The following is a 25284-nucleotide window of genomic DNA, read 5'->3' as shown; positions in this document are numbered from 1 at the left end:
AGGAAGAGGAACCATGACAATATTATCCTTTCCCTTAAGCATTAAAAATCCTCTGCCAGATATGGCAGAGGATTAAGTTTAGTTAAATTATAGGTTATTGCTGTTCTTTTGAACATCCGGGCTATAGCTTACAGCACTTTCATCACGCTCAACTGGGTAAGCTGAATCTGTGCTATTCAATGAGCCTGTTGTTTGAAAGGCGGATGTTGAGCCTGTATTTGAGCCAGAGCTTGTATTGGAATTTCCGCTGTTTTCAACTGGATTTTCCATTAGCTCAGAGCCGGCTTCCTTTACTTTTGAGCCGATATCTGCAAGTTCACTTTTTGCTTCCTTGGCTGTTGACATAGCTTCGTTTGAAACTTCTTTCACCATATCCATATTGCCAAATACATCTTCATTTACACGCTGATATAAGTTCTGTGCGTCTTTAATTGCATCTTTCAATGTATTTGACGCATTTTTAAACTGGTTCATCATACTTTCTTTTACATCGCCAGGATTATCTTTCACCTCAGAAATAAGGTTTGCTGAAGTATCTTTCAAATCCATAGCTTTCGTCTTCACTTTTGTTCTTGTTTGAGTATCAAGCATTGCCAGCGCTCCGCCAATAATTCCGCCAAGAACAATCCCTTTCATTAGCTTGCTGTTCTGTCCATTGGCTGAGCCCATTGTATTCGTATCTTGTCCATAAGCCGAGCTCATTGTATTCATATCTTGTCCATAAACTGAATCCATAGTAGTTGTTGTGTTTGTTGTATTATAAGTATTCTTTTGCTCCATGTTGAATCCTCCTCTTAATTTTAATAATTTAATATTGATTGTTATTGGATTAATTCCCGCAGGAGAGAAAAATAAACTTTTTAAATGTATTTTTAGTTCCATCTATGTATTGACAAGGGCTTATAAAGCTTCAATAATGTCAAAGTACTTCGTTTAAAAGGAGATTTTTATGAATACTGAACTTTTACCTATAACAACTAAACATGATCCGTGGGAAGCTTACATGGACATAGACCAGCATGGGGGATTACGATTATCAAATATTGAATTTACGACTACTGTTTTATGCAACATGCGATGTGAGCATTGTGCAGTAGGCTATACACTGCAGCCTAAGGATCCTAACGCTTTGCCAATTGAACTATTGCTGCATAGGCTTGAAGAGATTCCACGATTAAGATCTTTGAGCATAACAGGCGGCGAACCAATGCTTTCAAAAAAATCCGTGAAAAACTATGTAGCGCCTTTGCTCCGCTACGCACGTGAAAGGGGTGTCAGAACTCAGATCAATTCTAACCTAACATTGGAATTAAATCGTTACGAAGAGATCATTCCGTATTTGGATGTCCTGCATATTTCACATAACTGGGGAACCGAAGAGGACTTTATAGAAGGCGGGTTTGCCATGATGGAGCGGAAGCCCAAAATCGAGCAGCGTCAAAAGCTTTTTAACAGAATGCTCGAAAACAGCCGGGAACTCGTTAAAGCTGGTGTTATGGTATCTGCTGAAACAATGCTGAACAAACGGACACTGCCCCATCTGGAAACAATTCATAAACAAATTACCGAAGAAATGAATTGCCAGCGCCATGAAGTCCATCCGATGTATCCCTCGGATTTCGCTTCTTCATTGGAAACACTATCTCTCGAAGATTTAAGATCAGCTATCCACCATCTTTTAGATGTGCGGAATGAGGATACATGGATGCTTTTTGGCACCCTGCCCTTCTATGCTTGCAGCAGCAATGAAGAGGATTTACAGCTATTAAAAAGATTGTATTCCTCTAAAAATGTAACAGTCAGAAATGACCCGGATGGCCGGTCACGGTTAAATGTAAATATTTTCTCGGGGGATGTAATCGTCACTGACTTTGGTGATACACCTCCACTGGGGAATGTTAGGGAAGACCGGCTAGAGGATATTTATCAAAAATGGGGCAAAACGGAGCTTGCCGATTCCCTCAATTGCCATTGTCCCGGGGTCAGATGCCTTGGACCTAACGTGCTTGTGAAAAATAGCTATTATAAAGGAAGCGACTTTAAGAAACTTCGATCCAATATTTAACAAGAAAAGCCAGCCTAAAACGGCTGGCTGCTTTTTTATCTTGGCCGTTCGGAAACGACAAATCCAAATGTGACATGGTCCTGAATCGGAATCCAAGCACCTATTCCCTGAGAAGTCACATTCTTAATGACAATCATTCTTTTGTTCCCTTTTAACATTAAGTATACTTCTCCATACGTTACTTTGCCTTTTTCATTAATGGCAGGCCCATAGCCGTATAGATAGCCTAATCGTTTGGGAGGAATGTTATAAATATGGTCTTTTTTTGTACCGGCCCCAACAATCGTCTCAAACGCAAGTGGCAGTCCTGACTTTTCCATCGCCTTCAGAAGCATCATTTTCTTCACATCTTCAGCATTGGGAACCTTTGCTGTTAATCCCCCGCGGACAACCTTTTGAGCTTCCTGCACGTAATGGATTTGGTAGGGGGCTTTTCCTCCGCGATTATCAAAGTAGTTCGTGTTAATCTTTTGATACTCCCAGTTCGGAGAAGTTTCCGATGACTCATAATTAAGCGGCCATTGTCCGAGATAAACGATTGCCCGGTATCCGATTGCAAACGGAGTACTGCTGACCGATGTTTCATTCAGCATACGGATGAGATCCGGATTTTCAATTTTAACCTTGGAGGAGTCGATTAACTGCTGGGCTAATTCGCTCGGCTGCAGGGTTGGCATATCCTGCGCCGGATTCGGGTAGGTATTTTCTTTTGTAACATTCAACACTGAATTTGGAACAGTGATGGATTTATGGGACTTTTTCGCAGGGGTCTCAGCCCCTTTCTGAGCCTCGGCAGCCGGATGGAATGACAGCATTAATATAAGACCTAAAAAAAGAATGCTAACATATTTTTTCATGATGTCTTACTCCTTTCAACTCACAATCTTTTTAGGTTTGATTATAGTTTTTTCGTATGACTGAGATATTATCCATACCATGAAAAATAAGCCTGACTAAAAGAGCTATTATTTCAGCCGCATTTTCATTTGTAATGATTTTGTAAAAATCAGAATATTTACAAATATCAAATAAAGTTGTATAATTAACTTACTCCCAACAAAAGGAGGGCAGATGAAGTCAACCCACTTTTATTTTAAAAGGAGGATGAATCCGTTTTTTGTTAAGTCATCAGCAAGTTAGGTTACGTGATCAAATCTCAACATGAAGGTTGGTGATCAATGCCTGAAAGCGAACAGAATACAGATCCTCTAAAAACATATACCTTTATGAAAAATGTACTTAAATACCAAATATAAAACCGACTCTGAGATTCATTCAGAGTCGGTTTATTTATGTTTGCTGATTTCAAATTCAGCCGATTTTTAAACTAAGTTTTGAGTTTACAACAGATAAAAACCGATTCCCATGATTATATACGCAGCCAGTAAAGTGGCTCCTTCAAACCAGTTCGTTTCCCCGTCGTTGCCGATGACTATCATGAGAAGCACGGATGTAACCATTGCAATTAATTCAGGCAATGTAAAAACAAGCGGCATGGCTGTCGGGAACATTAAGGAGAGCAGCACGAGGACCGGCGCCACGAACATGGCAATCTGCAAGGTAGAGCCAACAGCAATTTCTACCGCAATATCCATTTTATTTTTATAAGCCATAATGATAGCAGATGCGTGTTCTGCCGCATTACCAACAATGGCAACGATGACGACACCAATGAATAGCTCTGTCCAGCCAAACACTTCTCCGACTTCTTCAAACGTATGAACCAAATTTTCTGATACATACGCAACTGCCACTGTAGCGATCGCAAGGACGGCAATCGCCTTTCCTTTGCTCCACTCCGGTTCTTCTTCCTCATGATGGCTGCCCTTTTCCTCATTATGCTGATAGACTCCCCGGTGGGTTACAAGCTTAAAGAATAAGGCCGCTAAATAAAGGGCTATTAAAATAACGGATATGCCGATACTGAAGGTGATGGTTTTCGCTTCATCCATCGTCATCGCGAAGACTTCAGGGATGACAAAGGCAACAATCACACCGAACATCAGCAAGCCCGAGTTATGCCTGGCATCATATACATTAAATGTCTGGGTTTTAAACTTTACTCCGCCTACAAAAAAGGATAAGCCTGCAACCAAAAGCAAATTCCCTAATACAGATCCTGTCAGTGATGCAAGAACAACGCTAACAAGCCCTGCTTTTAACGCAAAAATTGAGATAATAAGCTCGACTGCGTTCCCGAAGGTGGCATTAAGCAAGCCACCGATCCGTGGGCCTGTTACAATGGCAAGGCTTTCCGTTGCTCTTCCCATATAGCTGGCCAGCGCAATAATGGTGATGCAGTAGATGATAAACAGCAGAATATTGGACCAATGCATCAGTGTGCCGATTACCGAAAGCGGTACGCCGGCAAAAGCCAGCACCATAAAAATTTTATTTGTCATATGTCTGTCTCCTTTTTCTCATAATGTTCTTTTATTATTGCCTTCTCATCCATTTTTTTTAGCCTATGTGATTAGAAGCAAAATAGGATGAATTAATACTCCATATTAAATATGTAGAAACTATCCTTCTTTATTAACCTTTTTCAAAAAAAATCAAACCTATACATAAAAGGGCTGTTCACTTTTTTGCCTATACCTTTCCATGCAAAAAGCTGCCGTCATAAGACAGCAGCTTTTTAATCATCATTAATTGCATGTTTAGCCAATGTTTGAATAGTCATATCATCCATTGGCGGATTATGAAGGCCTGCCCGGACATCACGGTAATAGCGCTGAAGGGGATTTTTTTCAGACAGGCTTCGAGCACCCACGACCCGCATCGCCAAATCCACTACAGTAATCGCCGCGTTTGTTACAGCAAGCTTAACTGCTCCCAATTCAGGCCCCATATTGCTTCGAACTTCTTCGTCTTCTTCATCCCACTGCTTCGCAACAGAATAAAGAAAATAACGGGCTCTCATCAGTTCAAACTCCATCTCACCGACTTTTTGCTTGACGTTTGGCAGATCGATGATTGAACCTTTAATGCTATTTGGTGAATATTCTTTTGCAAAATCAATGGCATAAGTTTGAGCCGCCTGGGCGATGCCTAAATAACACGCAGGAATATGAAGCAGCCACCCCGCCGCCCCTTTCTTGCCTGGATGAAAAAGCTCGACAAGTGCCTCTTCTTTCACACTAACATCTTTTAAAATAAGGTCGTGGCTCCCTGTCCCTCTCATTGCGATGCTATCCCATGTTTCCTCAAGTGATACACCGTTTGCAGTCCGCGGAATCAGAAAATTTCCCGTTTCGCCACTTTCTGCAATCGTAGCACTCACATTAAAGTAATCTAGTACAGGTGCCATCGTCGTAAAGCTTTTCCGGCCATTAATAATCCATTTATCACCATCTCGAACAGCAGTCGTAACAGGCTTCCCTCCCCTTGTCGGACTGCCGGTCTGCGGTTCCGTTGAACAATTGTTCATTAATGCACCATTCTGCACTTCTTCACATAACGCCTTAAACGTTGATTCTTTCCAGCTTTTTTTCTCGCCAAGACTTTTTATAATTCCCAAATGCCATCCAATTGATAAAGCCGTAGAACCATCGCCTTCCGCTATTTTTTCCTGCAGCCGCAGAAAATCATAAAGAGAGATTTCCTCGCCGCCATAGCGTTTGGGAACGGTTAAAGACGTATATCCGGATTCTTTCAGCTCAACGATATTTTCAAAAGGGAACCGGGACTCTTGATCATTTTTAGCTGCTCTTGATAAAAATTTTCGGGAAAGCTCTTCCATTAACTGGATTCGTTCTTCAATGGAATTCTGTTCCTGGAATTTCATATGTTTGAGCACCCCTTTCTGTTATTAACTATCAATTCTTATTATTTTTGTCGGGATTATTATACTAAATTTTTATAAAATGGTTCTAGCAGGACGCCTTATTTGTCATAAAACAGACAGGAACGTGCAGATTAAGATGGAGGAAATGAAAGGAGAATGATGTATGGGTGAACAGTTAAAAAGGAAAATGATAGACATGCTTGATGAGTCTGGAGTTGGAACCCTTGCCACCATCCGGAGCAACAAGCCCTTCAGCCGGTTTATGTTATTTTTTCATGAAAACCTGACGATTTATACTGCCACAAATAAAAATACTCATAAAGTGGAGGACATTGAAGCGAATCCAAATGTCCACATCCTGCTTGGCCTTGACGTAAAAAATGTAAACGGAGAATACCTCGAAATCGAGGCCAAAGCAAGCATTGATTCCTCTCCGGAAATCCGCCGAAAATTCTGGGATGAAAAGCTGAAGGATTGGCTCTCAGGCCCGGACGATCCCAACTATATACTATTAAAATTGGAGCCTGAACATATTCGGTATTTTTCAAGTGCCGGTGAAGGTCCGGAAGAGCTCACTTTATAAAAAACAAGGAAGAGGGAGCTCTTCCTTGTTTTTTATCTCAGGTTAACGTGCAGTTAAACTTCAAATGCTGGAGTTTAACCTTTAAACAATCTCGAATGTTTCGACAACCTCAATGCTATCTTCCACAGAGCGAACCATTGAACAATTCTTTCTCGTTAATTCCATGGCTTTATGAAGCTTTGCTTCGTTTAAATCAGTTCCTTTAATAAGAAAGTGAATATGTACCTTCTCAACCCGGTCAGCAATATCAGGATTCCTTTCCACACTCGTTTTAATTTGGATATCCTCAAAACTCATGCGCATTTTTTTCATGATTTTCCTTAGAACCCCGCCGCTGCATACTGCCAAAGATGCAACAAGCAGCTGGAATGGTCTGTAGCCATATTCATCATCCCCTGCTATATCCAGGCGGCCATAAGGCAGCTCTGCAAAAAAGCCTACTTCTTCTTTCATTTTAAAATCCATGGTACTCGCCCCTTTTTACTTTATATTTATATAGAGATTACACTATTTTTTCTATAAACAAAACTAATATGTCAATTTCATTCGTGTATGGCCTGATTCTCCATTATATTTCTCTTGCCAAGATTCCTTATTCCCGATACCATCATTTAGGAGACATCTTTAAGTCATGTTCAGAAAAAGAGGTTTTAATATGAATAAAGTAACCATGCGTTTTTGGATACTCATTAGCATTGTTGCGATTTCAGGCTTCAGCCAGGGAATGCTCCTTCCGTTAATCGCCATTATTTTTGAAAATGACGGGATTTCCTCTAGCTTGAATGGCTTGAATGCAACTGGGTTATATATTGGGATACTCCTAATCTCTCCTTTTATGGAATATCCATTGAGGAAGTACGGGTATAAGCCGGTAATCATACTGGGAGGGCTCCTGGTCGTTCTCTCTCTTATTCTTTTTCCGGTTTGGAAGTCTTTTTGGTTTTGGTTCATTTTGCGGCTGCTGATTGGAATCGGCGACCATGCCCTTCATTTCGGAACACAAACCTGGATTACGACCTTTTCACCGGAGAATAGACGCGGCCGAAATATTTCACTGTATGGATTATTTTTTGGAGTTGGATTTGCTGTTGGTCCTTTAATGGCACCACTTGTAAAAATCAATGAAACACTGCCGTTTATCATCTCTTCTATTCTATGCCTGATTGCCTGGCTGTTTTTATTTACTTTGAAAAACGATTATCCGGAACAATCCATTGAAATCAATTCGTTTAAGGAAACGATGAAGCGTTTTTCAAAGGCCAGCAAGTATGGCTGGGTCGCCTTTTTACCAGCTTTGGGTTACGGATTCCTTGAGGCATCATTGAATGGAAGCTTTCCTATTTATGGCTTAAGAATTGGGCTGGAGGTTTCCAATGTGTCACTGCTGCTCACTTCGTTTGCAATAGGCGGAATTGCCTTCCAGCTTCCACTTGGAATGATGAGCGATAAATATGGCAGACGCAATATTTTGATGGGAGTACTGTTTATTGGTTTTCTCAGTTTTGTAGCTGCAAGCTTGCTGGAAGAGTCAGTACTGGCGCTTACCGTGTGCCTTTTTATCGCCGGAATGGTGGTTGGCTCCACTTTCTCACTCGGTATCACCTATATGACAGACTTAATGCCCAAAAATTTGCTGCCGACGGGTAATCTGCTTTGCGGGGTTGCTTTTAGTGTTGGAAGCCTGATTGGCCCTTATATTGGCGGTCTTTTTATTCAATTCTTTAAATCAGTCAGCTTTTTTAACATCATTAGCGTAATGCTTTTGCTTATCTTCCTGGCAGTCACTGTATTCGGAGATAAACAGCCGGTTTATGAAAAAAGCCAGTCATTTTAAGGGGATCTCGTTTCGGGATCCTCTTTATTTAATTTTAAAATAGTACTGTAAGCTTCCATTCTAATCCCAATACCCTATTGGAAAATCACAATTTTTACCGTCAGCTCTTTATTTTTGTAACATTTTTCCTCTCATACCGTCTAATTAACCGAGGTGAATGGGATGAAATATATTGGTGTACTTCTTTTCTCTGCTATTTTGATTGCTGGCTGCTCAAAGGCCAATAGTGTTGATCCACCCGCAGACAAATATGATCCAAAGCCAAAAGATGTGATCCATTCACATGGTAGCATGGAACATTTAGAAGAACTTGATCGATTTATTGAACAATTTAACAAGCAGAAAAGGGCTAAAGTACGGATTGTCCAATATACAATTGAAGGAGATCCCATTATGACAGACTTGGATTATGATGGGGAAATCATTCATTATCTACACGACACGACCAGAGACCAATACGGATCCGGCAGCCTAACTGAAAAAAATTGCGAAAATATCACAAAAACAGAAACCAATACAGAAACATACTATAATCTCAGCTGCAGCGGGACCCAGGAGGAAATCATTTATATCGAGCATGACACTTCCGCTCAGGACCGCTTTGAGTTTCATTTAAAGTATGGGGTTGGCAAAAGGAACGAAATCAATACAAAGGATCAGCAGCTTATAAAGGATCTGCAAAATGGGGAAATGGTGACTGTCAGCGATTTTCAATTCTCTGAAGAAGAGTTAAACAGAATATACAAAGCGATGATTTTGGCAAACTATCTCCATGAAAGAAATTTATCGAACGCCTGTAATCAAAAGCCTTATGAAAGCTATGAACTAACTGTCTGGATTAATGGCGGGGAACGCCATTTTGAATGGACGGAATGCGACCAAAGCCCGGACGGCCAAAAAGTGTCAGCTATGAAAAATCAAATCCTTGAAATCCTTAAGGAAAATGAACTCTACAAAGCGCTTCCCTCTTCTAAGGGACACAATGAATAAAAATCGAGTTTTTGTCACAATTCTAATGGACTGTTTATCTTTTCAATTCATAGGTTATATAGTAAGATAAAGATAATAGAATACAATATTTGCATAATGCTAATTGCGTTATCTGATATGACCGGTTTTAATGCTGTCACCTTTATGGTGGCAGCTTTCGTTGTTTTTTAGGGGTATTGAATGTGATTATTCTTCTCAATAAGAATATGAAGAATGGGAAATAATCAATTGCAACCAGACAACAGGAGATAAATTGGAATTCACATAAACACAACTATTTTCCAGGAGGAGAAACCATGACTACAGAGGCAAAAGCTTTACTAAAAAGCAGCAATACAAATGATGAAAACATATGGGTGAAAATCAAACCGCATGCCGAACTGATTGCAGCTCTTCTCAGCGGCGTACTAATCCTGGCCGGATGGCTTTTGGACCGCAGCGACCTGGCAACGGCCTCCATTGTCACTTATTTAATGGCCTTTATCATTGGAGGTTTTGCCAAGGCAAAAGAAGGCATTGAGGAAACCATTGAGAATAAAGAGCTGAATGTTGAAATGCTGATGATATTCGCAGCGATTGGATCAGCGATTATCGGCTACTGGACAGAAGGGGCCATTTTAATCTTCATCTTTGCGGTCAGTGGCGCTTTGGAAACATACACAATGAATAAAAGCCATAAGGAAATTTCTTCTTTAATGGAATTGCAGCCGGAAGAGGCATTGAGAGTTTTTGAAGGAACCGAGGAACGCGTCCATGTTTCAGAGCTGGCAATTGGGGATCTTATTTTGGTAAAGCCCGGTGAAAGGGTTCCGTCAGATGGAACAATTGTAAAAGGATATTCTTCCTTGGACGAGGCTGCGATAACCGGAGAATCGCTCCCTGTTTCCAAGACTGCAGATGATCCGGTTTTTGCGGGCACAGTTAACTTAAACGGCTCCATTACAGTTGAAATAACAAAGCCAAATAATGAAACGCTTTTTCAAAAAATCATAGAACTTGTGCAATCTGCCCAGAGTGAGAAGTCTCCATCCCAGCTTTTTATTGAAAAATTTGAAGGCACATACGTAAAAATCGTTTTGGCCGTTGTTGTCCTAATGATGTTCGTACCTCATTTCCTTTTGGGATGGAGCTGGACAGAGACCTTTTACAGGGCGATGATCCTGCTCGTAGTAGCTTCACCATGTGCCCTTGTAGCATCCATAATGCCGGCAACTTTATCTGCGATTTCAAATGGTGCCAGGCACGGAATCCTTTTTAAGGGCGGCGTGCATCTCGAAAACTTAAGCCACCTAAGAGCGATTGCTTTTGATAAAACAGGAACTTTAACAAAAGGCAAGCCTGAAGTAACAGACTTCCTTGTGAAACAAGGCCTTACGAAAGAGGATGTGCTGCTGAAGGCAGCTTCGATTGAGAGCCATTCCAACCACCCTCTGGCAAATGCAATTGTCAAATATGCCAAGGAAAATATTTCGGAACCGCTTGTCCACCCGGAAAGTATTGAAGATGTAACCGGCTTCGGCGTCAAGGCCGCCGTCGGCCATGATGAATGGAAAATCGGCAAGGCAGCCTTTGTCGGAAAAGAGCATGCAAAGGCATTTGCAGATGGTGCTGCAGACCGAATGGCTAGCGAGGGGAAAACAGTCGTTTTTATTCAAAAAAATGATGAAGTTGTTGGCCTTATCACATTAAAGGATGTGGTCCGTGAAGAAACAAAGCAGGCCATTGATCAGCTAAAAAAACAGGGTATTTACACCATAATGCTGACTGGAGACAGCCAAACAACTGCTACCGCCATTGCAAGCGAAAGCCATGTAAATGACCATATTGCAGAATGCCTTCCTGAAAATAAGGTCGAGCATCTAAAGAAACTGAAAGAAACGTATGGCAATGTCGCAATGGTAGGCGACGGAATTAACGATGCCCCTGCCCTGGCGACTGCAAATGTAGGGATTGCCATGGGTGAAGGAACCGACGTTGCATTGGAAACTGCTGATGTTGTTCTAATGAAAAATGATCTTCCTAAAATTGCTGAAGCCATTGACCTATCAAGAAAAATGAATCGGATTATTAAACAAAATGTTGTCTTTTCCATTACGGTTATTATGTTTCTAATCGCATCCAATTTCCTGCAGATTCTTGATTTGCCTTATGGTGTTATCGGACACGAAGGATCCACTATTTTGGTTATTTTAAACAGCTTAAGACTTTTAAGGTAATAAGAAAAGCCTGGGTACTCCCCCAGGCTTTTCCTTTTATTGGTTTCCGCTACCTTAATGATATCCGTTTTGACCGTTAGCAGAACCGGATGTTTTTTGTTTTGGTTTATTTTTGCCTTTTTGTTTTGTGCCGCCGTCTTTTTTCGTATGCTTTGTCATGATAAACCCTCCTTAAAAGATGAATTCCCCCTTCTATTATTGTGTAACTATGGACGCTATTTTAAGAAGGAAACTGCAGGAATTTTTTCAGCAATCTTCTTTTTTGAATTTGGTATTGATGGCATTGATTTCCCCGCCGAGAATGATGATGATTCCCGATATGTAAAACCAGATCATCAGTACGATAATGGCTCCGATGCTTCCATAAGTAGCTGAAAAATTACCAAAGCTGCTGACATAGTAAGAGAAAGCGAGCGAGGACAGCACCCAGCCGACCGTGGCAAAAAGCGCACCAGGCACCGCACTTATACAGGTCAGCTTCTTATTTGGAGCAATCCAATACAATCCGGTAAACACAATAAACAGGATAATAGGACTGACAAGCCAGCGCAGCATATTCCATACTGCCAAAAATTGGCCGGACAACCCAAACTCGGAAAATAAAAACAGTCCGATTTGCTTTCCGAATACAGGCAGAAGCAAAGCCAGTACAAACACAAAAATCATGGCAAAGGTCAACAATATGGCCATTCCTCTTGCAATAAGGAACGGGCGGCTTTCTTTTACGTCATATGCCTTATTAAAAGCCCTTACAACGGCATTTATGCCGTTAGAAGCGGACCAAATGGTGGCGATTATCCCAAAAGAAAGCAGTTTTCCATTTTTCTGTGTGATTTCGTAAATATTTGTTTCAATCAGCTTCATCGTTTCACCAGGGGCGAAATCACGAATCACACTCAGAATATCCTCCTGGGTAATCGGCAGATACGGAAGCAAAGTCACTAAAAAAATTAATAAAGGGAAAAGAGAGAGAAGGAAAAAATATGCCAATTGGGCAGCAAGGCCCAGTACATCATCTTCCTCTATTCTTCTCCATAAGTTTGGAATCAGAGTCGAAAAAGCTCGTCCCATTCCAACACCTCACTTGAGTTTAATGCGGAGCCCTAACCCTCTCGCCTGCTGCAGATTCCTGTGGCGTTCCGCTTGATCCCTTCGGCTTAATATCGGAAAATGCCTGTTTTGTATTTTGGACAATTTCTGTTACTTCTGGAGCCATCTCCTTTAACTCCTCAACAGTCCCAGTAATAAAAGCCACATCCTCACTTACTTGCTCAATTGCCGTCTTAACCTTAGTTGATACTTCCTTAACCTGGTTAACAGCTTCGCCAGGATGCTTTAAATAATAACCTACATCACCAGACGTTTTTTTGCAGTTTGAAACAACGGTTTCTCGTGTTGTCTTGTCCAGCATGCTCAAGGCTCCTCCTGCAAGCGCTCCATATAAAATACCTTTCCAAAACAATGATTTCCCCATATTTTATTTCTCCTTTTGCAAAAATATTATATTAAAATTTGATTCAATTTTTCCCATTTTTCAAAATAACGAAACCTTTCAGTCCGTGAAATTAGTATCGTCTGTATTATGTGCAATCTGTCTCTCCTATATTTTCTACTAATTTCCATTGCAGATGCAACCCTTAATTCAGTTGACATTTATTTAAGAACGTGGAAAGATGAAAAGAAAAGCGGAAGGCGCCCGCCTATCGGCGACAAGCATAAGACGAGCCGGCTGAAAGGTTGTTCTTTAACCTTTTGGACGGATTGCCTTATGACCTCGAGCCGATGGCGCCTGTAGCTAGACAATTTAAAAGCGGAGACCCGTGACCTAACCGTTACTGCTTCTTCAAATACATAACCATGAGAGGATGTCCGGCATGAATAATTTATCGGAAAAATCGGTTGAAAATGTTGAGTTCATGATCGAAGCAATAAAAGAAAAGTTAAAGGTTTTAAACCTTGGGGCAATTAAGCCATCTCATTTTGATGAAGAAATGTATGAAGAGTTAAAAGACATCTACGATCTTGTTATGAAAAAAGATTCCTTCAGCCCAAATGAAATGCAGGCATTGGTAGAAGAGCTCGGCAATCTTAGAAAAAATAAATAATGTGAATAAAGAAAATATGTTGCTGAACCAACAAAAAAGCCCTCTGTCACTTCCGGCAGAGGGCTTTTTCCCTTCAATTTATAATAATTTAAGCGCTTCGCGGGTAAAGGCTGGAATATCATCCGGCTGGCGGCTTGTGACCAGCTGATTCTGGCACACGACTACTTCTGTGTCCTGATAGTTTGCGCCAGCGTATTCCATATCGACTTTAATGGACTTGTAACCTGTAGCATCGCGGCCTTCCAGCGTTTTCGCTGTGAGTAAGAGCTGAGGCCCGTGGCAGATAGCAAAAACCGGCTTCTTTTCGTCCATAAACGATTTAGCAAACTGTACGAAACGTTCATCTGCACGAAGCTGGTCCGGAGAGAACCCGCCTGGCAGAAATAATGCATCAAAGTCCTGTGGGCTTACGTTATCAATGCTCTCATCGATTTCGACAGCAGCTTCTCCCTGCTTTCCTTTTACCGTTTTTCCTTTTTCCTTCTCAATCGTTACCACTTTATGACCTGCTTCTTTAAATGATTGCGCAGGATCTGTATATTCTACATCCTCAAACATATTCGTGATTAAGCACGCAATTTTTTTACTCATAGGTAATCCTCTCCTTTGAAAAAATCTTCACATATGGAGATTTCCCTTATTGGACGTGCTTAAAACGTTAGATTTCAAATTTCACATTTCAGGAGAAGTTTTAAAACACCTGGCTGTCCATCCTTCTGGCAAAATCAACAAACCTGAATTTGTCCGGCCTATGCCTGGATTCCGTGTATTGGAAGAGTGTTGCGTCATCAAAGTAAATATAATTTTTCACAACGACAATCGCATGGAAGCCTTCCATATCCAGGAGTTTCCGATCCTCTGCAGTTGGTTCCTCCACTGTAAATTCCTTTTTCGCAAAACTGATTTTTTTCCCTAACTCTCCTTCAATATAGGAAAAAATAGAGCTTTGGCATATTTCCTCCGTTAAGCCGGGCACATATTTCTCGATTAAAAAATCTTTGTCCAATATGATTCTTTCATCTTCAATTTTTCTGACACGGAAGACTTTCCATACTTTTTCACTTTTTTCAATATGAAGATGCTTCATCGTCTCAGAATCTGGCTGAGTTAAGGAAAACCTATCTACAATCGTATCTGCCCGCTGGCCCATTTTCCCAGCCAGCTCTTTAAAGCTTACCAAGCCTGAAATGGGAAATTGCAGTTTTTTCAAATCAAGGACTATCGAGCCCTTGCCGCGGATTTTTTGGATAAATCCGTTTTGAGCAAGCAAATTCAAGGCCTTTCGAATCGTTTCCCTTGAAGTTGAATACATCTCAGTCAATTCATTTTCTGATGGCAGAATGGATCTGGCAGGATACTTGCCATCTTGAATATGCTGGGCAAGCTCCTCATATATTAATAAGTATTTATTTCTCATTTTCATCACCGTTTAGTCCTGTTTTATCCCCATTCTACCATTTTTTTAAGGGCTGTATCCTCAAGACCGGTATTTACTTGTTAGACAGCTGTATAAAATACCAGCCGCCTTCTGTTACAACAGGCTTGAAGGTTTTTACTTTTAAATTTAATTCTTTCGCCATATGGCCGATATCCTCCTCTGTCGGGGTCGGATATAGATTTTCAAAAGCGGAGAAGAAGCTATTAAAAACACTTGAAAAGGCTTCTCCTTTTTTTGGGTGGAGTATGGGAGTAATGATGGTGATTGAACCACTTCGGCTGAGCCAGCTTTTCAAACGGGATAAAAGCTGTTTGCGATCCTGAGGCTCGATATAGTGAAGCAAATTGTTAATCATAATCAAATCTGCCTCATATTCAGGTGTATAATCATAGACATCGGAAGCGATGATGTGAATATTTTGGTAGTCTCGGCAATTATTTTGGGCTGATTCAGCCACTTCTTCATTCATCTCTATTCCTGTCAGGTCAGCAGCGGGAAACTTTTGGCTGATCCTGGTCAAATAGCCTCCTTCTCCACAGCCAATGTCAATAATCCGCCTTATCTTGTTTTTACGGATTGTTTTTAAAAGCCGCGGCAGGGCGAGCTGTTCAAGAAGTGAGGAGGTTCTCGCAACTGTTTGCCCATGTTCTTCATGGTTAAAAATGTTTCTCTTATTAGAACGAAGCAGTTCCGGATATGAAAGCAGTGTTGGGATATGAAGCTCCATCATTTCTTTCAAAATGATCCCTGTAGACCGGGGATTATCCGGTGTCGAGGGCAAACTGAATTTGGACGCAGTTTTAATTTTATCCTTCCCTTTCTTTTTTAAATGGCGGATGGCCAGTCCCACCTCCACCCATCTTAAAAGCAGCTCTTCCTGCAGATTCCTGCTTGATGCCACTTCTTTAACTGTGCTCCATTTCCTGAACTGTGAAAAAAGATCAAGCTCGAAGCCTACATAAGCATGCCAGCTATACAGAAACGGCTGGTTTTTTTTCATCCAATTCCTTGCCTTAAGTAAACGTACATATTCCTTTATCATCTTTGTCCAACCTTCTTTCAGCTTTTCCAAGGATAGTCATCTTTTTCTGTGTAAAAGTAATTCCTTTTTGCCTTCGAGGAAAGGCCTCTATTTCTTGCAGGCAGCATCCCCGCCTGTACAAAGCGGTCCAAAGCCGATTCGGACCAGTACCCAAGCCCGGAGACATTCAGCATTTGTTTAAATTGAAGTGTCTTGTCCCTTTCCATTTGCTTCAACCCTTTCCGGCGAATTCCAGTAATGAATCGGTTGGAATAGGAGTAAACCAAAGCGGATAGGTGGCTGAGACTGATCATTTTTTCAGCCCGCGGCTTTCGGACTTTTTCATACCACTTCAGCCTGCCGGGTGAAATTCTCCCGGTTGAATACATACTTTCATACAATTCCCCAAGGATATCAGCATCCTGGATGGCCATATTCATCCCCTCGCCGGCCATTGGATGGACCGTATGGGCGGCATCACCCAATATGGCGTACCTGCCATTCACATATTTATCAGCATAAAAAGCTGTCGGAATCATTAGCTGAATATCACTCCAATCCTTCAGCCTTGTTACGTACCCCTTCAATTCCGGAAAAAGCTCCAGATAGTTTTGATGAAAATGGTCGATCCCCTTTGCGTGAAACTCCTTATAACTCCCCTTTGGAATCAGGTAGACAGACCTGACCTTAGCTTTGGGCAGCGGAAATAAACCAAGGAACCGTTCATCTTTTGAAATGATTTTTCCTTCATCCAGCGATTGAGGCCTTGGAAAAGTGACAGTCAAAAAATGATGGTTATAATCTATTTTTTTAATTTTGCTATTCATTTCTTTTCTGGTAATAGAGTTCCTGCCTTCTGCACCGACATAGAAATCAGCCTTTACAAAGAGCCTTTCCTTCCTATTCTTCCTCTCTACTATTAAACGCCCATCACAATAGCCTTTTCCGAAAGCACCGGATAAGTACTGAAAGTTCGGATACTGCAGTGCCTGGCTGAGGAGAATTCTCTTCAGCTTTTCATGTTCGATCATAACGGCATAATCATAGTCTCCCGGCAGTATTCTATAGTCCATAAAAAACTCATTTTTTCCTTCCTCAAAGGCAATCCTGGAAAAAGAAAAACCATTACATTGAATATCTTTCAGAACATCAAGCTTCTCGAAAATTTGCAGGCTCTTCGGCTGCAGGAGCTCTCCTTTATAAATGGAAGATGGCTCTTCAAGCTTTTCAATTACCATCACATCGATCTTCGACCTGGCAAGTTTCAGCCCGAGCGTCAATCCCCCAATCCCTCCTCCAACAACAGCTACCTCGGTATTCAAGGACATACTTCCCACCACCTTTGCCCTTTATTTATCCTCCTTTTTAAAAAGCAAAACCAATGGATATGCTGATATTACAGTGTTTGGAAGATTTTTATAAACCGTTCTAACGAAAAAAGGAGTATGATTAGGGAAGGCACCTTTATTTTCAAATTCCTATTTAATCGATAAAATAAAGACATACGAAATAATTCTTTGATCCATCATGGACAATCTATATAGCATTTTATTTGGAGGCATTTCTATGAGAGAAATTACTGTAGAACAATATATTCAAATGGATAAGGCAGTTCCGGTTGATGTAAGGTCTCCAATTGAATTTGAGGAGTGCAGCATTCCAGGAGCTGTGAATGTACCGCTTTTCACCAATGAAGAACGTGTGGAAATTGGTACTCTTTATAAAAAAGAGGGCTCTGATGCTGCTAAATGGAGAGCGATGGAGATGGTTTCACCCAAAATCCCATCCATGCTCGGTAAGATTCGGGACCTGAAAAATAAAGGCTATCAGCCTGTTATCTACTGCTGGCGCGGCGGCATGCGCAGTAAATCTGTAGCCACCTTTTTGGCCTATGCAGGCGTGTCTTTCCCTCGTTTAGTTGGGGGATACAGAGCCTACAGGCAATATATTCTTGAAAATACAACTGGGTTAATTCCTGATCAATCAGTCGTTCTTCATGGCATGACTGGCGTGGGAAAAACGGATGTACTAAAGGTTTTAAGTGAGAGGGGTTATCCTGTCCTAGACCTTGAAGAAATGGCAGGACACCGCGGCTCGATCTTCGGCTCCTTTGGAATGGGTGACGGCAGCAGCCAAAAAACCTTTGATGCGCTGCTGTATCAAGCACTTTCAGAGGTTAAGGGTTCTCCATATATCATTATGGAAGCAGAGAGCAAGCGAATCGGCAAGGTCGTTCAGCCAGATGAACTGCTGGATACGAAGAAAACAGGTATCCACATCGATATGTATGCAGGTATGGAGTCCCGTGTTCAGCGTATTCTCAGAGATTATGTTGAGCCCTATCAAAAGGAAGAATGGTTCAAACCTAAAGTAAGCGAAAGCCTTTTATTTATCAAAAAAAGACTCAAGGACTATGATATACGTGCCCTGCTTGATGAAGCTGTTGAAAAGGAAAATTATCCACTGTTCATTAAGCTATTATTGGAACACTATTATGACCCTCGCTATGCCTTTAAGCAGCATGACTACGAAGGTCAGTTCCATCATGTTAACGCTGATGATGTTAAAGCAGCAGCCGAACAAGTCATCAAAATCATTGAAACACAAAATGCTCCCGTCCTGTGACGCGGAGCATTTATTATAAAAATATCTATATAATTTGGTTATTGCTGTGGTATGATAATAATATTGAACAAATCGTTCTTAATATGGAACCTTTCTGTGAATTCTGCTATAATCATATTACATACAATAATAAGGTGTGTGAGGTACAATGATCGGTGATCGTGTTAAAAAACTTCGCCAAGAAAAAAGAATGTCCTTATCCGAGCTTGCTGAACAGGCTGGTGTGGCCAAGTCTTACCTAAGCTCTTTAGAACGCAACCTGCAGACAAACCCATCCATACAATTCCTTGAAAAAATTGCAGGTGTATTGAATGTCCCAGTAGACCATTTAATCCATGAGCAAATCAACAAGGACGAGCTCGACACGGAATGGATGAAAATCGTAAAGGAAGCGATGGAATCCGGTGTTTCCAAAGAGCAATTCCGCGAGTTTTTGGATTTTAATAAGTGGAGAAGCGAACAGAAATAAAATTTTTTGAGCCTGAATTTTTTTCAGGCTCTTTTTTATAAAAAAACCTTTACCATTACCAATAAAATTTCGTTTACCTGGCCTTAGTTAAGACTTCCTTCGCTTCATTTTTATGTAGAAATTCACGGATTTCCTCTTTTTCAAGGCCTAAGTTTTTTGCTTCCAAGATCAGCTCCATCCATTCCATATCAATTCCATCCATTTTTAAACCTATTGCCGCCACAACTATTCCCCCCAAAATACATATCGTATTCCAGGCAATCCAGCCATCCTAGTATTTCCCCTAATACCTTAGACCTGTGACTTTGCGTCCTCATCTTTCAATGAGTTTGCCTTTTTCTGTACCTTTTTACTCATTATCTTTTTCCTAATAAATGTATTCTACTATCATGATATTGATTATGTTGTCATAATATGTCAGCTTCCCGCTGTTTTTTAAATATTTAATTAACTTACAATTCGACATATTCTTTTTAAATACTAGGTGCTCTGGCCTAAATATGATATGAGTTCTTCAAGACTTTGCCATTTCTAATAAAACGATGTTACATATAGTCGAATTCTTTTCTTGTATAGTAAGAAAGTCCAACCCTTTTTTTATAATTTTCATTAATTTGCTTAAATGAATACTTTAATGGCTTTTTATTCTTTCTGTAAATGACATGGATCGGCTCCATCGTCATGGCATCCAAAAAATCATTTTCCGTTAAATCATTTCCGCAGCAAGGACAGTGCCAATGCCCAATTTCACTGCTGCTGAAGGTTGGGCTACCGCATTTATCACAGTTCTTTTGATACATAGAGCACCACCTTTAAACCTATTGATTTAATGAGGTTCTGATTTCTCCTCTCCCGTTCAAGTTTGTAAGCAAAAAATAAACAGAGATGAATCTTAGTGCTTTATAACGAACAGGTAATCTGAGTATAGTTCATATTATCTATTTTGAAAAATTCTAAAAATGGCTGTTTTTTCTCTAAAAAGAACACTTTTTGTTCTATTACTCTAAATACCTTCGTTTATCTCACTATTCTATACTTTTTATTGAACGGAATGTTCGTTATAATGAATATATATTTTCTTATAAGGAGCATTATGCCTATGGTAGGTAGACGCATTAAAAATTTGAGGATCAAAAAAGGGTATTCTATTAATGAACTCTCCGAAAAAGCCGAGGTATCCAAGTCTTATTTAAGCTACATTGAAAGAGGCATCCAAAAGAATCCCTCTTTGCAGGTACTATCAAGAATAGCTAAAACGCTTGATGCCAACCTTGAGGATTTATTGGAAGAAAATAAAGATATGATAGCAGACCTAACATCCCTGGATGAGGAATGGGTCAATCTAGTAAGGGAGGCTATACGGCAGGGGATTACAAAGGAAGACTTTACCTATTATTTAGAGTTTATTAAGTTCAAGAAAATGAATGAAGGGAAAGGATGATGGCTTTAATTTATTGACGTACCTGTAGCGTCCTCCTTCTATGCTATCTTGTAAACAGTAAGGGCGGCTTATGTTGCTTAAAGAAAAAGCCAAGCCCATCATTAGCAGATAAAGCCTGGCTTCTCTTTTTTTCTTATTTATTATTCAGGCTGACGGCAATTTTAGAGCCCACTTCAGCATTATGCTTAACCAATGCAATATTAGCTGTCAGGCTTGTGCCATTCGTAAGTTCCTTTACTTTTCCAAGCAAAAACGGTGTTACTCTTTTACCTGAGATATTTTTTTCCATTGCTTCTTTTAGTGCCGTTTCGATAACCCCTGTGATAAATGATTCTTCCATTGCATCTTGCTCAGGTATTGGATTGGCAATGACAAGGCCGCCTTTTAGGCCCAGTTCCCATTTGGTACGGATCATTTCGGCAGCTTCTTCCGCAGTATCCACTCTGTAATTTACATTAAAAGGACTAGTGCGTGTATAGAAGGCCGGTAAAACATCTGTTTCAAATCCAACAACCGGGACGCCATGTGTTTCCAAGTATTCAAGGGTTAACCCAATATCCAGGATGGATTTTGCCCCTGCACAGACAACAGCAACATTCGTTTGGGCAAGTTCCTGAAGATCTGCTGAAATGTCCATGGTGGTTTCTGCCTCGCGGTGTACCCCGCCAATTCCGCCTGTCACGAACACTTCGATCCCTGCCAGCTGGGCACAGATCATCGTAGCTGCTACAGTTGTTGCACCGTTTCTCTTTTTCGCCACCAAAAACGGCAGGTCACGTCTGCTTGCCTTTTCTACATCGGTGCTTTGGGCCAGAAACTCCAGCTCCTCATCAGATAAGCCAATTTTGATTTTCCCATTTAAAATAGCAATGGTTGCAGGCACTGCTCCATTTTTACGAATAATTTCTTCGACCTCTTTTGCCGTCTGTACGTTCTGCGGGTATGGCATACCATGTGAAATAATTGTTGATTCCAATGCAACAACCGGTTTATTATCTTTCTTCGCTTTTAAAACTTCTTCTGAGTACTCGAGCAAGTTTTCCAACATGATGTCTCATTCTCCTTAGTTAAAGTATTTTTTAAAGGTTTCCTGCAAGCGTGTGTTGTTTAAATTTGGATTCACGGTTTCAAGGGACTGCAGGGCCAGCATGGAGCAGGTCATGCCGATTTTGCAGGCATCTTCAGTGCCCAAGCCTTTTAAGTGGCCAAATATGACTCCGGAAACAAGCGAGTCGCCAGCACCCGTAACTTCTGCAACGTTTACTTTTGGAGCGAGCAGAACTCCCGCTTCTCCCTCGTTTGTATAGTAAATCAGCCCTTTATCGCCCCTGCTGATCACGACCTTTTCCACACCTTTTTTCATGATCTTTTCAGCTGCCTTGAAAAAATCGCCTTCACTGCTGATTTTCATACCTGTTAATGCTTCTGCTTCATCTTTATTGGCAATCAGCCAGGTAACACCATTCAGGTTTTTCGGCAGATTTTTAATTTTTGGAGCTGATACTGGTGTGATACAGAGGGGGATATTCTCTTCATAACATCTGGCTATGATCTGCTTTAACACCTCAGGAGGGTAGTTGGTATCCAAAATAACCATTTCGGATGAGGCAAGATAGCCCCACTTCTTCTCAACAAAATCCTTGGTAACGTTTTCATAAATGGTCATATCAGCTAGCGCCACTGCCATTTCCCCATCATGGCCAAGCACCGCCGTATAGGTACCGGTTGTAAATCCCGGCAAGGACTGCGATGGTGTGATATCAGCAAAGGCTTTTGTATACTCCAGCAGCCATCCCCCTTCTGGATCATCCCCAACTACCGTCATCAAGCCGACATCACAGCCGAGCCTTCCAAGGTTTTCAGCTATATTGCGGGCAACTCCGCCGCTTGATTGTGAGCTCTCAGCGGGATTTGAGGTTTCATACTGAAGCTGTCCTGTAGTTTGAATTTTCCTGTCTACATTGGCGCCGCCTATGCAGAGCACTTCTTTTCTCTCAGGAAGGACATAAGCTCTTCCTAAAATCTTCCCCTGCTTTGTAAGCGAAGAAATATACCCAGCTACTGCAGATCGTGAAAGTCCTGTCTTTTCAGCCAGCTCATTCTGTACAATAAACGGATTCTCTTTAATCAGCTGCAAAATCAATAACTCTTTATCATTCATAATTGACCAGCCCTGTCTTTATAAACTTTTGTTTATATTATAAACTTTTGTTTATATTATAAACTTTTGTCTATTAGTTCCACAAGTGTTATTTTTCAAAAAATTTTAATAGTCTCCTTTTCATTCGCTAGTTTAGATGACCTATTCGCTAGAATAATTATTTATTTGCTAGTTTTCGAATTTCTTCGCTTAGTTCACAATTAGCTGCGACACATGCTCAAATCCAATAAAAAACTCCCGCCATAAGACGGGAGACTTCTAATCAAGCAACATGATCATCATTTTTAATATCTTTTAAATAATATTGTTCAGATGTGAAGAATTCATTTTTTAGCTGCTTGACTTCTTTGCTTAGAAGCAGGACAGCTACGATGTTTGGTATCAAAATCATAGCGAGAGCCAGATCAAGGAATTGCCAGATGGTTTTCGCCGCTCCCACTGAACCGAGAACAATGGCACCAATGTAAACTACTTTTATAGCTTTTCCGGCAAAAGAGCCAAAAAGGAACTCAGCCATTTTCGAGCCATAAAAGACAACTACAATGATGGTTGATATGACAAAGAATATCAATGAAATTGCAACCAATACACCACCAAAGGTACCGAAATACTGTGTGAAAGCTGCTGCAGTCAAGGCTGAAGGATCTTCCATTGCTCCTTCCCTTGTCCAAACCCCTGACGATAACACGACAAAGGCAGTAGCTGTACACACAATCAGTGTATCAACGACGATTCCCACAATTGCCCAAAAGCCCTGCCTTACCGGATGGTCCGTTGTAGCTGCAGCGTGGGCAATCGGTGCGGTTCCAAGTCCTGCCTCATTGGAATATAATCCTCGAGCAAATCCCCAGCGAATGATTTCACCAATTGCAGCCCCGGCAAATCCGCCGATTGCAGACATTGGCTGAAACGCATAAGTGAAGATTAATTCCAACACTTCAGGAAGCTTGCCAAGATTCATAAATAATATGATCAGAGCACTGCCTACATAGATAAGAGCCATGAATGGAACAACAATCTCTGTGACTTTTCCGATTCTTTTAATACCGCCAAAAACGACTAATGACACCAGAACAGCAACAGCAATTCCAGTATATAACCCGTTGATGCTGAAAGTTTCGCCAACTGCCGCGGCTACAGCATTCCCCTGAACCATAATGCTGGGAATCAGCTCTATCATGAGCGCAAAAGCAAAAATGACTCCAAGCCACTTCATATTAAGCCCTTTTGTCATATAGTACATCGGCCCGCCGACATATTCGCCTTCTTCATTTTTCTCCCGGTACTTTACAGCCAGTACACTTTCAGAGAATTTAATCGCCATACCAATCAAGGCTATGACCCACATCCAGAATACAGCACCAGGTCCGCCAAACATAATCGCAGCCGGAACACCAACGATATTCGCTGCTCCTATAGTCGATGAAAGTGCAGAAGTCAACGCCTGCAGAGGTGTAACGGTACCCTTTCCTTTCGGCTTTTTAAAAATGCTTCCGAAGGTTTGCTTAAAAATATATACCGGGTAACGGAACTGAAAGAAACCTAACATAAAGGTTAAATATAAACCCGTTCCCGCTAATAATAGGATGATGGGGTAGCCCCACAGCCATCCTGAAATATTTGCAACGATCTCTAATAACTTGTCCAAAAAATTTTCCCCCTTGTTTTAAATACACAGCTGTCCCTGCTATTCTATTCCCTTTTAATTGCCAGTTAAACATTTAGTGAGCATTTAGTTTACGAGAATGTAACAAAATCATAGGAAATCTCACTCTTTTTACTCATTCTTTTCATTCTTTGCTCACAGTTTTTTTTTACAATGTTTTTGACTAATTCTTTAGGAGGAAACAGAAATGAAGAAAATAACGCTATTTATGCTTACGGCTATTTTTGCCATTATGCTAGCTGCTTGCGGTAATGAAACAGCTGAAGATCAGCCTGTTCTAGATAAGAATGGTGATTCAACTCAAACAGATGAAACACAAGCTGTGGAAGTACATGATCATAACCATCATCCTGCCGAACCCCATGATAACGATCTTTGCGCGTTCTGCAATATGGAAGTGTATACGAGGGATGAAAAAATGGGCGTTTTCACCGCGCAAGCAATTGACTCAAACGGGGAAACCCTTTATTTCGACGATTCAGGCTGCCTCCTTAACTACCAGAGAAGTACAGGTGAAACACTTGAAACTGCATGGGTACGCGATTACGTAACAAAAGAGTGGATTGAAACAGAACAATCAGTACCTGTGAAAGCCAATATCCAAACGCCAATGAAGTATGGATATGCCTTTTTTGAAGGTGACGAGGAGGCTATGAAGTTTGCAGATGAAAATACGGATAAAAACGCCTTACAGACGTCTTGGGATGAAATCGATAAAGTTTCAAATGAAAGATATTTGAAGAAAATGCAGATGAAAATGAACAAAAATAGCAAAAATATGGAGAAAAATGAAGATAACGAAGGAAATAGCAGTCATTAATTTGAAAAAACCCGCTTTTTAGGTAACGGGTTGAGATACCTGAGTCAAGTCCTGATTATTGTG

General features: G+C 40.9%; 26 protein-coding genes and 1 riboswitch. Of the genes, 10 read left to right on the top strand and 16 right to left on the bottom strand.

All coding sequences use genetic code 11. The annotated features are described in order from the left end of the window. Window positions 1-87: 87 nt before the first annotated feature. Window positions 88-780, bottom strand: a complete 693-nt coding sequence (locus J7I93_RS09860; protein ID WP_214725697.1) for a hypothetical protein — start codon at window positions 778-780, stop codon at window positions 88-90. Window positions 781-943: 163 nt separating this feature from the next. Between J7I93_RS09860 and yfkAB the strand changes: the two genes are divergently transcribed. Continuing rightward, window positions 944-2065, top strand: a complete 1122-nt coding sequence (gene yfkAB / locus J7I93_RS09855) for a radical SAM/CxCxxxxC motif protein YfkAB (protein WP_214725729.1) — start codon at window positions 944-946, stop codon at window positions 2063-2065. 35 nt (window positions 2066-2100) lie between these two features. On the opposite strand, the gene J7I93_RS09850 is transcribed toward yfkAB, so the two are convergent. The 3 genes from J7I93_RS09850 to J7I93_RS09840 all read right to left on the bottom strand — a co-directional run bounded on the left by J7I93_RS09850 (window position 2101) and on the right by J7I93_RS09840 (window position 5852). Then, window positions 2101-2922 (bottom strand): YfkD famly protein, encoded by an 822-nt coding sequence (locus J7I93_RS09850; RefSeq protein ID WP_214725696.1) that lies wholly within the window; start codon window positions 2920-2922, stop codon window positions 2101-2103. Between the two features lie 483 nt (window positions 2923-3405). Continuing rightward, on the bottom strand, window positions 3406-4467 hold the full coding sequence (gene cax / locus J7I93_RS09845; protein ID WP_214725695.1) for a calcium/proton exchanger: 1062 nt from the start codon (window positions 4465-4467) through the stop codon (window positions 3406-3408). A 236-nt stretch (window positions 4468-4703) separates the two neighbouring features. Then, window positions 4704-5852 carry an acyl-CoA dehydrogenase family protein gene (locus J7I93_RS09840; RefSeq protein WP_214725694.1) on the bottom strand — a complete coding sequence of 383 codons (1149 nt, stop codon included), beginning with the start codon at window positions 5850-5852 and terminating at the stop codon, window positions 4704-4706. Window positions 5853-6015: 163 nt separating this feature from the next. On the opposite strand from J7I93_RS09840, the gene J7I93_RS09835 reads away from it, so the two are divergent. After that, window positions 6016-6435 carry a pyridoxamine 5'-phosphate oxidase family protein gene (locus tag J7I93_RS09835; protein WP_214725693.1) on the top strand — a complete coding sequence of 140 codons (420 nt, stop codon included), beginning with the start codon at window positions 6016-6018 and terminating at the stop codon, window positions 6433-6435. Window positions 6436-6516: 81 nt separating this feature from the next. On the opposite strand, the gene J7I93_RS09830 is transcribed toward J7I93_RS09835, so the two are convergent. Beyond that, window positions 6517-6900, bottom strand: a complete 384-nt coding sequence (locus tag J7I93_RS09830; RefSeq protein WP_214725692.1) for an OsmC family protein — start codon at window positions 6898-6900, stop codon at window positions 6517-6519. A 190-nt stretch (window positions 6901-7090) separates the two neighbouring features. Here J7I93_RS09830 and J7I93_RS09825 point away from each other — a divergent pair, with 190 nt between their 5' ends. The 3 genes from J7I93_RS09825 (at window position 7091) to J7I93_RS09815 (ending at window position 11475) form a co-directional block, all read left to right on the top strand. After that, entirely contained in the window at window positions 7091-8269 is a 1179-nt protein-coding gene (locus J7I93_RS09825; RefSeq protein ID WP_214725691.1) for an MFS transporter, read from the top strand. A gap of 162 nt (window positions 8270-8431) precedes the next feature. After that, entirely contained in the window at window positions 8432-9259 is an 828-nt protein-coding gene (locus J7I93_RS09820; RefSeq protein WP_214725690.1) for a DUF4362 domain-containing protein, read from the top strand. A 296-nt stretch (window positions 9260-9555) separates the two neighbouring features. Then, entirely contained in the window at window positions 9556-11475 is a 1920-nt protein-coding gene (locus tag J7I93_RS09815) for a heavy metal translocating P-type ATPase (protein ID WP_214725689.1), read from the top strand. 246 nt (window positions 11476-11721) lie between these two features. Here the strand turns inward: J7I93_RS09815 and J7I93_RS09810 are convergent, their stop codons facing one another. Next, entirely contained in the window at window positions 11722-12546 is an 825-nt protein-coding gene (locus tag J7I93_RS09810; RefSeq protein ID WP_214725688.1) for a YihY/virulence factor BrkB family protein, read from the bottom strand. Between the two features lie 19 nt (window positions 12547-12565). Then, entirely contained in the window at window positions 12566-12949 is a 384-nt protein-coding gene (locus J7I93_RS09805) for a YtxH domain-containing protein (RefSeq protein WP_214725687.1), read from the bottom strand. A 400-nt stretch (window positions 12950-13349) separates the two neighbouring features. Here J7I93_RS09805 and J7I93_RS09800 point away from each other — a divergent pair, with 400 nt between their 5' ends. After that, window positions 13350-13580: a DUF1128 domain-containing protein gene (locus tag J7I93_RS09800; protein ID WP_035326433.1), complete on the top strand. Its 231-nt coding sequence runs from the start codon at window positions 13350-13352 to the stop codon at window positions 13578-13580. Between the two features lie 78 nt (window positions 13581-13658). Here the strand turns inward: J7I93_RS09800 and J7I93_RS09795 are convergent, their stop codons facing one another. From J7I93_RS09795 to J7I93_RS09780, 4 genes are all read right to left on the bottom strand, one after another. Further along, window positions 13659-14171, bottom strand: a complete 513-nt coding sequence (locus tag J7I93_RS09795; protein ID WP_214725686.1) for a type 1 glutamine amidotransferase domain-containing protein — start codon at window positions 14169-14171, stop codon at window positions 13659-13661. 100 nt (window positions 14172-14271) lie between these two features. Further along, entirely contained in the window at window positions 14272-14997 is a 726-nt protein-coding gene (gene treR / locus J7I93_RS09790) for a trehalose operon repressor (RefSeq protein WP_214725728.1), read from the bottom strand. 73 nt (window positions 14998-15070) lie between these two features. Continuing rightward, window positions 15071-16060, bottom strand: a complete 990-nt coding sequence (locus tag J7I93_RS09785; RefSeq protein WP_214725685.1) for a class I SAM-dependent methyltransferase — start codon at window positions 16058-16060, stop codon at window positions 15071-15073. Between the two features lie 17 nt (window positions 16061-16077). Continuing rightward, window positions 16078-17367 (bottom strand): FAD-dependent oxidoreductase, encoded by a 1290-nt coding sequence (locus J7I93_RS09780; RefSeq protein ID WP_214725684.1) that lies wholly within the window; start codon window positions 17365-17367, stop codon window positions 16078-16080. Window positions 17368-17605: 238 nt separating this feature from the next. On the opposite strand from J7I93_RS09780, the gene mnmH reads away from it, so the two are divergent. Beyond that, window positions 17606-18664, top strand: a complete 1059-nt coding sequence (gene mnmH, locus J7I93_RS09775) for a tRNA 2-selenouridine(34) synthase MnmH (RefSeq protein WP_214725683.1) — start codon at window positions 17606-17608, stop codon at window positions 18662-18664. 148 nt (window positions 18665-18812) lie between these two features. After that, complete coding sequence (locus J7I93_RS09770) at window positions 18813-19133, top strand: helix-turn-helix domain-containing protein (RefSeq protein ID WP_214725682.1); 321 nt, start codon at window positions 18813-18815, stop codon at window positions 19131-19133. Between the two features lie 73 nt (window positions 19134-19206). Here the strand turns inward: J7I93_RS09770 and J7I93_RS09765 are convergent, their stop codons facing one another. Together J7I93_RS09765 and J7I93_RS09760 are read right to left on the bottom strand one after the other, a co-directional pair. Next, window positions 19207-19356, bottom strand: coding sequence for an anti-repressor SinI family protein (locus tag J7I93_RS09765; RefSeq protein ID WP_214988177.1), 150 nt, complete (start codon window positions 19354-19356; stop codon window positions 19207-19209). A gap of 30 nt (window positions 19357-19386) precedes the next feature. Then, window positions 19387-19477, bottom strand: a riboswitch (cyclic di-GMP riboswitch). A 201-nt stretch (window positions 19478-19678) separates the two neighbouring features. After that, window positions 19679-19933 carry a hypothetical protein gene (locus J7I93_RS09760; RefSeq protein WP_214725681.1) on the bottom strand — a complete coding sequence of 85 codons (255 nt, stop codon included), beginning with the start codon at window positions 19931-19933 and terminating at the stop codon, window positions 19679-19681. A 299-nt stretch (window positions 19934-20232) separates the two neighbouring features. On the opposite strand from J7I93_RS09760, the gene J7I93_RS09755 reads away from it, so the two are divergent. Then, window positions 20233-20574, top strand: a complete 342-nt coding sequence (locus J7I93_RS09755; RefSeq protein WP_214725680.1) for a helix-turn-helix domain-containing protein — start codon at window positions 20233-20235, stop codon at window positions 20572-20574. A gap of 133 nt (window positions 20575-20707) precedes the next feature. Here J7I93_RS09755 and J7I93_RS09750 read toward each other — a convergent pair whose 3' ends face one another. The 3 genes from J7I93_RS09750 to J7I93_RS09740 all read right to left on the bottom strand — a co-directional run bounded on the left by J7I93_RS09750 (window position 20708) and on the right by J7I93_RS09740 (window position 24383). Beyond that, window positions 20708-21622 (bottom strand): pseudouridine-5'-phosphate glycosidase, encoded by a 915-nt coding sequence (locus J7I93_RS09750; RefSeq protein WP_214725679.1) that lies wholly within the window; start codon window positions 21620-21622, stop codon window positions 20708-20710. Window positions 21623-21637: 15 nt separating this feature from the next. Continuing rightward, window positions 21638-22735 carry a carbohydrate kinase gene (locus J7I93_RS09745; protein WP_214725678.1) on the bottom strand — a complete coding sequence of 366 codons (1098 nt, stop codon included), beginning with the start codon at window positions 22733-22735 and terminating at the stop codon, window positions 21638-21640. Window positions 22736-22997: 262 nt separating this feature from the next. After that, a complete protein-coding gene (locus J7I93_RS09740; protein ID WP_214725677.1) occupies window positions 22998-24383 on the bottom strand; it encodes an alanine/glycine:cation symporter family protein in 1386 nt (461 codons plus the stop codon). Window positions 24384-24588: 205 nt separating this feature from the next. Here J7I93_RS09740 and J7I93_RS09735 point away from each other — a divergent pair, with 205 nt between their 5' ends. Next, on the top strand, window positions 24589-25221 hold the full coding sequence (locus J7I93_RS09735; RefSeq protein ID WP_214725676.1) for a hypothetical protein: 633 nt from the start codon (window positions 24589-24591) through the stop codon (window positions 25219-25221). Window positions 25222-25284 lie beyond the last annotated feature (63 nt).

The sequence above is a fragment of the Bacillus sp. ISL-47 genome (genome assembly GCF_018613175.1).
In the GTDB taxonomy this organism is placed as follows: Bacteria; Bacillota; Bacilli; order Bacillales; family Cytobacillaceae; genus Cytobacillus.
The sequence above is the reverse complement of the archived record's forward strand: the minus strand, read 5'-3'. Positions and strand labels throughout refer to the sequence as shown.